The 10,899-nt window shown below is 68.2% G+C and carries 13 protein-coding genes; 12 read left to right on the forward strand and 1 reads right to left on the reverse strand.

What is annotated here, in order from left to right:
- The first annotated feature begins 99 nt into the window (after positions 1-99).
- The 11 genes from BJY22_RS17115 (at position 100) to BJY22_RS17165 (ending at position 8,511) form a co-directional block, all read left to right on the forward strand.
- Positions 100-564 (forward strand): Cg1360 family ATP-synthase-associated protein, encoded by a 465-nt coding sequence (locus BJY22_RS17115; RefSeq protein WP_167207955.1) that lies wholly within the window; start codon positions 100-102, stop codon positions 562-564.
- Positions 565-654: 90 nt separating this feature from the next.
- Positions 655-870, forward strand: coding sequence for an AtpZ/AtpI family protein (locus tag BJY22_RS17120; protein ID WP_167207957.1), 216 nt, complete (start codon positions 655-657; stop codon positions 868-870).
- A gap of 109 nt (positions 871-979) precedes the next feature.
- Positions 980-1,762 carry a F0F1 ATP synthase subunit A gene (gene atpB / locus BJY22_RS17125; protein WP_167207960.1) on the forward strand — a complete coding sequence of 261 codons (783 nt, stop codon included), beginning with the start codon at positions 980-982 and terminating at the stop codon, positions 1,760-1,762.
- Between the two features lie 75 nt (positions 1,763-1,837).
- Entirely contained in the window at positions 1,838-2,080 is a 243-nt protein-coding gene (gene atpE, locus BJY22_RS17130; RefSeq protein ID WP_167207962.1) for an ATP synthase F0 subunit C, read from the forward strand.
- A gap of 30 nt (positions 2,081-2,110) precedes the next feature.
- The gene (locus BJY22_RS17135; RefSeq protein WP_167207964.1) at positions 2,111-2,683 is read left to right on the forward strand and encodes a F0F1 ATP synthase subunit B; all 573 of its coding nucleotides are present in this window, start codon (positions 2,111-2,113) and stop codon (positions 2,681-2,683) included.
- The gene (locus BJY22_RS17140; RefSeq protein ID WP_167207966.1) at positions 2,683-3,480 is read left to right on the forward strand and encodes a F0F1 ATP synthase subunit delta; all 798 of its coding nucleotides are present in this window, start codon (positions 2,683-2,685) and stop codon (positions 3,478-3,480) included. Before BJY22_RS17135 ends, BJY22_RS17140 begins: the two co-directional genes overlap by 1 nt.
- Positions 3,481-3,570: 90 nt before the next feature.
- Positions 3,571-5,208, forward strand: a complete 1,638-nt coding sequence (atpA, locus tag BJY22_RS17145) for a F0F1 ATP synthase subunit alpha (protein WP_167207968.1) — start codon at positions 3,571-3,573, stop codon at positions 5,206-5,208.
- Positions 5,209-5,211: 3 nt separating this feature from the next.
- On the forward strand, positions 5,212-6,123 hold the full coding sequence (locus tag BJY22_RS17150; protein WP_167207970.1) for a F0F1 ATP synthase subunit gamma: 912 nt from the start codon (positions 5,212-5,214) through the stop codon (positions 6,121-6,123).
- A 5-nt stretch (positions 6,124-6,128) separates the two neighbouring features.
- The gene (gene atpD / locus BJY22_RS17155; RefSeq protein ID WP_167207971.1) at positions 6,129-7,583 is read left to right on the forward strand and encodes a F0F1 ATP synthase subunit beta; all 1,455 of its coding nucleotides are present in this window, start codon (positions 6,129-6,131) and stop codon (positions 7,581-7,583) included.
- Position 7,584: 1 nt separating this feature from the next.
- Positions 7,585-7,986, forward strand: coding sequence for a F0F1 ATP synthase subunit epsilon (locus BJY22_RS17160; RefSeq protein ID WP_167207973.1), 402 nt, complete (start codon positions 7,585-7,587; stop codon positions 7,984-7,986).
- 93 nt (positions 7,987-8,079) lie between these two features.
- Positions 8,080-8,511 (forward strand): DUF2550 domain-containing protein, encoded by a 432-nt coding sequence (locus BJY22_RS17165; protein ID WP_167207975.1) that lies wholly within the window; start codon positions 8,080-8,082, stop codon positions 8,509-8,511.
- A gap of 1 nt (position 8,512) precedes the next feature.
- Here BJY22_RS17165 and BJY22_RS17170 read toward each other — a convergent pair whose 3' ends face one another.
- The gene (locus BJY22_RS17170) at positions 8,513-9,571 is read right to left on the reverse strand and encodes an alpha/beta hydrolase (RefSeq protein ID WP_337758752.1); all 1,059 of its coding nucleotides are present in this window, start codon (positions 9,569-9,571) and stop codon (positions 8,513-8,515) included.
- 263 nt (positions 9,572-9,834) lie between these two features.
- Between BJY22_RS17170 and BJY22_RS17175 the strand changes: the two genes are divergently transcribed.
- A complete protein-coding gene (locus BJY22_RS17175) occupies positions 9,835-10,833 on the forward strand; it encodes a methyltransferase domain-containing protein (protein WP_167207977.1) in 999 nt (332 codons plus the stop codon).
- Positions 10,834-10,899 lie beyond the last annotated feature (66 nt).

Consider the following 10,899-nt stretch of genomic DNA (forward strand, 5'->3'; position numbering starts at 1 on the left):
AGTTTTCACAAGCATCAGCGAAGAAGAGTGACACCCCTGACCCCGCCCACCCGACGAGCTGGCCGCGAGACCAGTTCGCCCGCAGGACGGAACCACCAGATGGCTCCCACGGCCCACAGCCCCGACACCGCCGGACAAGCGACCAAGCACCCGGCGCTGGCCATGTTGCGTGGCGCTCTCCTCGCCGCGCTGGTCGTCGGTGTGAACGCCGCCGCCGTGTCCACGGTCGCCGCTGGTGTTCCCGGCCTCCTGGGCGCCGTGCTGGGCCTGGTGATGGTCGTCGTGTTCTCCGGCGTGGGTCTGCTCGCGCTGCACCTGTCCCGCAGGACGTCGCCGACCACGCAGCTCGCGGTCGCGATGGCGTCGTACACCGGCCGGATCGCGATCTTCGGGGGTCTGCTCGCGCTCGCGCTGAGCTCCGACAGCCTGGCGAAGCACGTGAACCTGACCGTGCTCGGCCTGGTCGCCCTGGTGGTCGTGATGGGCTGGATGGCCGGCGAGATCTGGGCCTGGTCGCGCCTGCGCGTGCCGATCTACGACCTCGACAAAGAGGTGACGGCATGACGACCGTCGGTAACGCTTCCCCTGCTGTGGTGGAGATTACGGGGCCCGATGTGACCGCTTCTGCTGCCAACTGGTACGTTTCGGGTGCCAATGAGCGAGCATCAGGATCCGAAGCCATCACCCGCCAATTCGGGCGACGGCTGGCGGGTCCTGTCCTACTTGATCGGCGGTGTCCTGGTGTACGGGGGCATCGGGTTCGGGTTGGATCGCCTCTTCGGCACCCAGTTCTTACTCCCGGTGGGCATCGTCCTCGGTGCCGGGCTCACCATCTTGATGTTGCACTTCCGGTACGGGTCGCGGTCCTGACCTTGGGTCCGATCCCTACCGGGTCTGACGTTGTTGACCGCCATGCCCTGAGCCGCCCTGCCCTTAGCCACAAGGCGTCCGACTTGAGCACGACGCGAGAGGAGACCCGGTGACCGCCGGCGTTCCGACCGAGTTCATCGCACCCGGTCCACAGAGCTTCGACACCCCGCCGATCATCGACGGCGTGGACTGGTTCACCAAGCCCGTGCTGGTGGCCGCGCTGTCCGTCGTCGTCATCGTGTGGTTCTTCTGGGGAGCATCCCGCAAGGCCGCTGTCGTTCCGAGCAAGCTGCAGTTCGCCGGCGAGCTCGGGTACAACTTCGTCCGGAACTCGATCGCCCGCGACGCGATCGGCAGCCAGGAGCACATGAAGTACGTGCCCTACCTGTGCGGCCTGTTCTTCTTCATCCTGCTGAACAACGTCGCCGCGACTGTCCCGCTGATCCAGTTCCCGACCTTCAGCCACATCGGCTGGGCGTACGTGGCCGCGATCATGAGCTGGGTCATCTACAACGCGGTCGGCATCCGGAAGCACGGCGCCTGGGGCTACTTCAAGCACCAGACGATGCCGGCCGGTGTCCCGGCCTGGCTGATGCCGCTGATGATCCCGATCGAGTTCATCTCGAACATCCTGGTCCGGCCCGTCTCGCTGAGCCTGCGGTTGTTCGCGAACATGTTCGCCGGTCACATCCTGCTGCTGGTGTTCGTGCTCGGCGGCGAGTACATGGTCTTCGAGGCCGGCAGCATCGCGCTCGCCGGTGTCGGCATCCTGACCTTCCTGATGGGCTTCGCGATCGCCGGGCTGGAGCTGTTCGTGCAGTGCATCCAGGCCTACATCTTCGTGGTGCTCACCGCGCAGTACATCGGCAGCGCGATCGCCGAAGACCACTGATCCGCAGTACCCCCAGACCCGTAGTAACGGAAACCCGGATAGCCACTATCCGTACTGAAAGGAAACACCGAAACCATGGTTACTCAGCTGGCCCTCGAGTTGGGCGGCAACATCGCGGTCCTCGGTTACGGCCTTGCGGCGATCGGCCCGGGCGTCGGCGTCGGCCTGATCTTCGCCGCCGTCATCAACGGCACCGCGCGGCAGCCGGAGGCCCAGAGCAAGCTGCAGTCGATCGCCTGGATCGGCTTCGGCGTCACCGAGGTGCTGGCGATCATCGGTATCGCGCTGGCCTTCGTGTTCCGCGCTTCCGGTAACTGATCCAGCCACACTGACTGACAGGACTCAGATATGACGACGTTGGTGCTACCGCTCAGCGCAGCGGCCGGCGAGGAAGTCAACCCGCTGCTGCCGCACACCGCCGAGATCATCTTCGGCTTCGTCTTCCTGGTCCTGCTGGCCATCGCCTTCGCCAAGGTGGTCGTCCCGAAGTTCGAGAAGGCGTATGCCGATCGGACCGCGGCGATCGAAGGCGGGATGAACGAGGCCAAGCAGGCCCAGGCCGAGGCGAAGGCGGCTTTGGAGAAGTACAACGCGCAGCTGGCCGAGGCCCGGCAGGAAGCTGCGAAGATCCGCGAGGACGCCCGCGAGCAGGGTGCCCAGATCATCGCGGAGATGCGCGAGCAGGCGAACGCCGAGGCCGAGCGGATCGTCACGCACGCGCGGTCCCAGATCGACGCCGAGCGGGCGCAGGCGGTCGCCTCGCTGCGCGGTGAGGTCGGCACGATGGCGACCACGCTGGCCGGCCGGATCGTCGGCGAGTCGCTCGAGGACGAGGCCCGGCAGCGCCGGACCGTCGAGCGGTTCCTGGCCGATCTGGAGGCGTCGGAGTCCGCTCGTCAGGCAGTCGGAACGGACGGCTGATGCGCGGCGCGTCGAACGAGTCACTCGCCCGGGCCGAAGAGGCCCTGGCGGGTGCGACCCCGGCCGAAGGGCTGGGCAGCGAGCTGTTCTCGATCGCCAAGCTGCTGGACGGTAGCGGCGCGCTCCGGCGTGCCCTGACCGACCCGGCACGACCGGCCGGCTCGAAGACGGCACTGGCCGAGCAGCTGTTCGGCGGCAAGATCTCCGCCCAGGCGCTGGAGATCCTGTCCGCCGCGGTGGCCGGTCGGTGGGTCAGCGGACGGGACCTGGGCGACGCCCTGGAGCAGCTCGGCGTCGAGGCCGAGGTGGCGTACGCCGACACCCAGCGGAAGCTGGACGAGGTCGAGGACGAGCTGTTCCGGCTGGACCGGGTGGTCGCCGCCGAGCGCGCCCTTGCCGACAAGCTGGGCGACCGGGTGATCCCGGTCGAGCAGCGGCAGGAGCTGCTCCGCGGACTGCTGCAGGGCAAGGCCGACGCCACCACGGTGCGGCTGGCCGAGCGGGCCGTGGACGGCCGCGGCCGCAGCTTCGCGGCGTCGATGCGGTCCTACCAGGTCGCCGCGGCGGCCCGGCGGAACGCCAGCATCGCGACCGTGCGGGTGGCCACCGACCTGACCGAGGCGGAGCGCACCCGGCTCGCGGCGGCGCTCGGCCGGCAGTACGGCCGGGACATCCAGCTGAACGTCATCGTCGACCCGAACGTCGTCGGCGGCGTCCGGGTGGACATCGGCGACGAAGTGATCGACGGAACCATCGCGGCCAGGCTCGACGACGCGCAACGGCGCATCGCGGGCTGAACCCCCTTAACGACATACAGCGGCGCTAAGGGTCGGGAGAGCCTTTAGGGCCACAACAGGCCAGCAAGGGTCAAGGAAGCAGGAAACACAATGGCTGAGCTCACGATCAGGCCGGAGGAGATCCGGGACGCCCTGGATCGGTTCGTCACCGAGTACCAACCGGCCGACGCAGGCGCCGAAGAGGTCGGCACCGTCGTCGACGCGGGTGACGGTATCGCCCACGTCGAGGGCCTGCCCTCGGTGATGACCAACGAGCTGCTCGAGTTCGAGGACGGCACCCGGGGCATCGCGCTGAACCTCGACGTCCGCGACATCGGTGTCGTCGTCCTCGGTGAGTTCGACGGGATCGAGGAGGGCCAGCAGGTCCGCCGTACCGGTCAGGTGCTGTCGGTACCGGTCGGCGAGGGGTACCTCGGCCGCGTGGTCGACCCGCTGGGCAAGCCGATCGACGGCCTGGGCGAGATCCAGGGCCTCGAGGGCGACCGCGCGCTCGAGCTGCAGGCCGCCGGCGTGATGCAGCGCCAGGAGGTCCGCGAGCCGCTGCAGACCGGCATCAAGGCGATCGACGGCATGATCCCGATCGGCCGCGGCCAGCGCGAGCTGATCATCGGCGACCGCAAGACCGGCAAGACGGCGATCGCGGTCGACACGATCATCAACCAGAAGGCGAACTGGGAGTCCGGCGACCCGAAGAAGCAGGTCCGCTGCATCTACGTCGCCATCGGCCAGAAGGGCTCGACGATCGCGTCGGTCCGCGGCGCGCTCGAAGAGGCCGGCGCGATGGAGTACACCACCATCGTCGCCTCCCCGGCGTCCGACCCGGCCGGCTTCAAGTACGTCGCGCCGTACACCGGCTCGGCGATCGGCCAGCACTGGATGTACCAGGGCAAGCACGTGCTGATCGTCTTCGACGACCTGACCAAGCAGGCCGAGGCGTACCGGTCGATGTCGCTGCTGCTGCGCCGCCCGCCGGGCCGTGAGGCGTACCCGGGTGACGTCTTCTACCTGCACAGCCGCCTGCTGGAGCGCTGCGCGAAGCTGTCCGACGAGCTCGGCGCCGGCTCGATGACCGGTCTGCCGATCATCGAGACCAAGGCGAACGACGTCTCGGCGTTCATCCCGACCAACGTCATCTCGATCACCGACGGCCAGATCTTCCTCCAGTCCGACCTGTTCAACGCGAACATCCGGCCGGCCATCGACGTCGGTATCTCGGTGTCCCGGGTCGGTGGCGCCGCGCAGGTCAAGGGCATGAAGAACGTGTCCGGGTCGCTGAAGATCGACCTGGCCCAGTTCCGCGCGATGGAGGCGTTCGCGATGTTCGCGTCCGACCTCGACGCGACCTCCCGCCGGCAGCTCGACCGTGGCCAGCGGCTGGTCCAGCTGCTGCGTCAGCCGCAGTACTCCCCGTACCCGGTCGAGGAGCAGATCGTCTCGATCTGGTCCGGCACGCGCGGTCACTTCGACGAGGTACCGGTGAACGACGTGCTCCGCTTCGAGCGGGACTTCCTGGACTACCTGCGCCGGGAGAGCAAGGTGCTCGACGCGATCCGCGAGTCCGGGCTGTTCGGCGACGACGAGGCGCAGGCCGTCACCGACGCGCTGGCCGCGTTCAAGCCGACGTTCCAGACCTCCGAGGGCACGCTGCTCGGCACCGAGGCCGAGGCCGAGGCGCTGGACGAGGCGGACGTCGACCAGGAGCAGATCGTCAAGCAGAAGAGGGGTTGACCGATGCCGGCCAACCTGCGGGAGCTTCGCGACCGGAAGGCTTCGGTCTCGACGATCAAGAAGCTCACCCGCGCGATGGAGCTCATCGCGGCGTCCCGGATCGTCAAGGCGCAGCAACGCGCCGGGGCGGCCGGTCCGTACGCGCGTGAGCTCACCCGTGCCGTGTCGGCGGTGGCGACGTTCTCGAACGTCGACCACCCGCTGACCACCGAGAAGGAGAACCCGCGGCGCGCCGCGGTCCTGCTGCTCACCTCCGACCGCGGTCAGGCCGGGGCCTACTCGGCCAACGTGATCCGTGAGGGCGAGCGGCTGAACCAGCTGTTGCGCGAGGACGAGAAGCAGGTCGTCCCGTACATCAGCGGCCGCAAGGGCATCGCCTACTACACCTTCCGGCAGCGCGAGGTCGCGCAGACGTGGAGCGGTGAGTCCGACAACCCGAGCTTCGCCCGGGCCCGGGAGATCGCCGACGCGCTGATCGAGGCCTTCCTGACCCCGACCGAGGAGGGCGGCGTGGACGAGATCCACATCGTCTTCACCCGGTTCGTGTCGATGCTGACCCAGCGCCCGGACGTGATCCGGTTGCTGCCGCTGGAGGTCGTCGAAGGCGAGGAGCCGCCGGCGGCGGACGACGTGCTGCCGCTGTACGAGTTCGAGCCGTCCGCCGAAGAGGTCCTGGACGGGCTGCTGCCGAAGTACGTCGCCAGCCGGATCCACTACTGCATGCTGCAGGCGGCGGCTTCCGAGCTGGCCAACCGGCAGCGCGCGATGAAGTCCGCGACCGACAACGCGCAGGACCTGATCGAGAAGCTGACGCGGGACCTGAACCAGGCCCGCCAGGCACAAATTACCCAGGAAATCAGCGAGATCGTCGGTGGCGCCAGCGCGCTGGCCGACGCGACCGCCGGGAGCGAGTGAGAGAGATGACTGCCACGGTTACCGAGAAGAACAACGAGGCGGGTGCCACCGGCATCGGTCGCGTCGCCCGGGTGATCGGCCCGGTCGTCGACGTCGAGTTCCCTGTGGACGCGATGCCGGACATGTACAACGCGCTCGAGGTGGACATCACCCTGGGCGACCTCAGCCAGACGATCACCCTCGAGGTGGCGCTGCACGTCGGCGACAACATCGTCCGGGCGATCTCGATGAAGCCGACCGACGGCCTGATCCGCGGCGCCGAGGTGCGCGACACCGGTGCGGCGATCTCCGTCCCGGTCGGTGACGTCACCAAGGGCCGCGTGTGGTCCGTGACCGGCAAGTGCCTGAACCAGGACGAGTCCGAGTTCGAGATCGCCGAGCGCTGGCCGATCCACCGCAAGGCGCCGGCCTTCGACCAGCTCGAGTCCAAGACCGAGATGCTCGAGACCGGTATCAAGGTGCTCGACCTGCTGACGCCGTACGTGCAGGGTGGAAAGATCGGCCTGTTCGGCGGTGCGGGTGTCGGCAAGACCGTTCTGATCCAGGAGATGATCTACCGGATCGCCCACAACTTCGGTGGTACGTCGGTGTTCGCCGGCGTCGGCGAGCGGACCCGTGAGGGCAACGACCTCATCACCGAGATGGAAGAGGCCGGCGTCTTCAAGGACACCGCGCTGGTGTTCGGTCAGATGGACGAGCCGCCGGGCACGCGCCTTCGGGTCGCGCTGTCCGCGCTGACGATGGCGGAGTACTTCCGCGACGTCAAGGAGCAGGACGTGCTGCTCTTCATCGACAACATCTTCCGGTTCACCCAGGCCGGTTCCGAGGTCTCCACCCTGCTCGGCCGGATGCCGAGCGCGGTCGGTTACCAGCCGAACCTGGCCGACGAGATGGGCGTGCTGCAGGAGCGGATCACGTCGACCCGGGGTCACTCGATCACCTCGATGCAGGCGATCTACGTGCCCGCCGACGACTACACCGACCCGGCGCCGGCCACCACCTTCGCCCACCTCGACGCGACCACCGAGCTCTCCCGCGACATCGCGTCGCGTGGTCTGTACCCGGCCGTCGACCCGCTGAGCTCGACGTCGCGGATCCTCGACCCGCAGTACATCGGCCAGGAGCACTACGACGTGGCCGTCCGGGTGAAGCAGATCCTGCAGAAGAACAAGGAACTGCAGGACATCATCGCCATCCTCGGTGTCGACGAGCTCTCCGAAGAGGACAAGATCACCGTCGCGCGTGCGCGCCGGATCGAGCAGTTCCTCTCGCAGAACACCTACATGGCGGAGAAGTTCACCAACATCCCGGGCTCCACCGTGCCGCTGAAGGACACCATCGAGTCCTTCAAGAAGATCACCGAGGGCGAGTGCGACCACATCGCCGAGCAGGCGTTCTTCAACGTCGGCTCGCTCGAGGACGTCGAGCGCAAGTGGGCCGAGCTGCAGAAGGAAAACTGACATGGCCGATGACGCTGCCAAGCACCTCGAGGTCGCGCTGGTCGCGGCCGAGCGGACCGTGTGGCAGGGCCAGGCCAGGATCGTGATCGCCCGGACCACGGACGGTGACGTCGGCATCCTGCCCGGCCACGCGCCGTTGCTGGGCCTGCTGCAGGGCGGCACCGTCCAGGTGCGGACCGTCGACGACGAGTACTTCGTCGCGGCCGCGCCGGACGGGTTCATCTCGGTGGCGAACGACCGGGTCTCGATCCTGGCCGAGAACGCCGAGATGGGTCACGACATCGACCTCGAGGAGGCTCGGCGCGAGCTCGAGCAGGCGCTGGCGGCCGGCCTGGCCGACGCCGACACCGACGAGGTGCGACTCGCCGAGGCCCGGGTGCGGGCCGCCGAGCAGACGTCCTGACCCGACCTGCCATAATCGAATATCGTCACTGACAGTACGATTCTCCGGGGTGCCCGGAGCGAACACTGGGCACCGGAAATGGGGTCACAAGGTATGAGGACAGTCCTCGATGTCGTCGGGGTCTGTCTGCTTGCCGCCGTACTGTTCATCGCACTTGTCGCGTTCCGCCGTCGCTGGTTGTCCAGGGACGGCGGAACTTTTGATTGCAGCCTGCAGCTCGCGCAGAAGGAGCACGGCCGCGGCTGGGCCCTCGGCCTGGCCCGGTACGTCGGCGACGAGCTGCAATGGTTCCGGGTGTTCAGCCTCGCCTGGTGGCCCAAGCTCGTCGTCAACCGCCGCCAGCTCGAGGGCATCAGCACCCGCCGCCCGATGGGTAACGAGCCCCTCGTGATGTACGCCGGCCATGTCATCGTCGACGCCGATCTGCGCGACCGGACTGTGCACTTCGCCATGACCGAGGAAGCCCTCACCGGCGTCCTGGCCTGGATGGAGTCCGCACCACCCAGCACCCAGACGTACCTCTGAGTCAGCTAACTCTGAGGGCATCCAGCAGCATCGGCAGAGAGGCGTGCAGTTCGCGCTGCCAGTACGCCCATCCGTGCGTGCCCGGTCCGTAGAAGTTGGTGGTGAGGTGTTTCGCGCCGACGCGCGCGAGCTCGGCGGCCAGGGCCTGGTTCTGGCGGTTGAAGTCCGCCTCCAGCGCGTCCTTCTTGCCCGGCGGGTCGAACGGTCCGGCAGTGCCGTCGCCACACGAGAGGTAGACCGGTAGCGACTTGAGCCGGTGCGCGAGGTAGTACGGGTCGTGCGCTTCCCAGATCCCGCGCTGCGCGACCGGGTCTCCCCACACCCGGAGCGGATCGTTGCCCTGACCGGCGAAGAAGCCCTTGATCCGGTTGATCGACTCGTCGTTCAGCAGGGGATGGGCCGAGCCGGAGTACGCCGCGGCGGCGCGGAACATGCCGGGGTGGCGAGCGGCGTACAGCAGGGCTCCCTGGCCGCCCATCGAGAGACCGGCGACGACGCGGTTCGAGCTCGCGCCCCAGTCGTGTTCCAGCAGGTGCGCCAGCTCGACGGTGTGGAACGTCTCCCACGCGGGGTCGCCGCCGACACCGTAGTTCCACCAGTCGCTGTACCAGCCGTTCCAGCCGGCCTCGGGCATGACGACGAGGACCTTGCGGAGCTCTGCGAGTTTCGCGATGTCCGTGCCGGACCACGACGTGTAGTCCCCGCAGCAACCGTGCAGGAGCCAGAACGTCGGCCAGTGCTGACGGCGGTCCGCCGGATTCCAGCCGTCCGGCGTGAGCAGCCGGACGTTGACGGTGCGGCCGCCGAGCGCCTGGGACCGCACGGTCAGGTCGGTCATCCGGTCCGCGACCTGCTTGACCGCGACAACCTCGGCGCCACGTGGCGCAATCGTTGTCGCGACGACCGCGGCCTCGGTGGGCGCGGGCAGCGGTGCGGCCTGCGCGGGGGCTAGAGGTGAGAGTCCGAGGAAGAGGGCGGTGGCGAGCAACGCTCGCCGACCGATCCAGGACAGGTGTGCGTGCACGAGCAACCTCCGGGGCGGGTGCGGAATTCTGCTCACAGCGACGACCTGCAGTTGAATCCATGCGAGGTGGCGACTCAAGGCCGTGGCTGATCCGGTCGATCGGTGGTCCGGGATCTGCGGCGAACGGTCGGTAATTCGGTAGGCACAGGCTGCAGCGACCTGCCATCATCGGCCGCATGAAGAGTTTCTTCTTCCGACTGGGCTAGCTGCCGCTGGCCCTTGTGTGGCGTTCTGCCCTTGGCCGGTGAGGCGGGAGTGGCCGGCCGGTTGCTCCCGGGTTCTTGCCGGGAGATTTCTTCATGCGTTCTGCACTGGTTCTGGTGCGGGTGGTTGCGGGTCTGGAGTGGTTGGCGGCCGAGGAGGTCGTCGCGGCGGGGCATCGGGTCGTCGAGGTGTCGAAGCGGCTGGTGGTGGTCGAGCCCTCGTCGGATGCGATCGTGGAGCGGCCGCCGCGGGTGGCTGACGATCTGTTCGTCGTGCGGGGCACGGTGGTTGATCCGGGGCGGACGAAGGCCGGGCTCGTGGCGGCGGTTCGCAGTACCGCGCTTGGGTCCGGGGAGCGGGGCGCGTTCGCGGTGAGTGCGTCGTTCGTGGGGGAGCGGAACTTCAACCGGTTCGATGTCGAGGACCTGGTGGGGGAGCGGATCGCGCGGCTCACCGGCGGGCGGTACCACTCGCGGCGTGGCGGGATCGTGCCGCCGGACGAGCGGGCCGAGTGGCGGGTCGTGCTGGACGGGAAGACGTTGTGGATCGGGGTGCGGCCGTACGCCGTACCGCTGCATCGCAGAGCCTGGCGGACCCGGACGGTACCGGGCAGCCTGCACCCGCCGGTGGCCGCCGCAATGGCGCGTCTCGCGCAGCTCGCACCCGGGCACGACGTACTCGACCCGTTCTGCGGTGCGGGGACGCTGCTGCTGGAAGCACGCCTGCTGGAGCCGCGGGCCGAGTACGTCGGACTGGACCGAGACCCGGCCGCGATCGCCGCGGCCAGAGCGAACGCCGCACGTGCGAGTGCCTGCGACAGAACCATGACGTGGAGCTGTGCCGACACCCGTCGGCTCACCGGCTCAGCGGACCGCATGATCACGAACCCGCCGTGGAACCGACGCGTGCGGATCGGCGACCTCGCGCCGTACCTCCGGGCCTGGCGACGTGTACTCGACGGACGGCTGGTCGCGATCCTCACCGCGGAGCAGGCGGCCGGACTGGGCCGCGGCTGGCGGATCGAGGCGCGGTACGACGTCGCGGTCGCCGGACGGCACCCCGTCATCGTCGTCGCGGAGGCTTCTCGGGGTTGATATGAGATCGTGCGAAAGCAATTCACCAAAGCTGGGTATAAACAAGCACATGCTTTCCCGTTTCTG

The sequence above is a fragment of the Kribbella shirazensis genome (assembly GCF_011761605.1).
In the GTDB taxonomy this organism is placed as follows: Bacteria; Actinomycetota; Actinomycetes; order Propionibacteriales; family Kribbellaceae; genus Kribbella; species Kribbella shirazensis.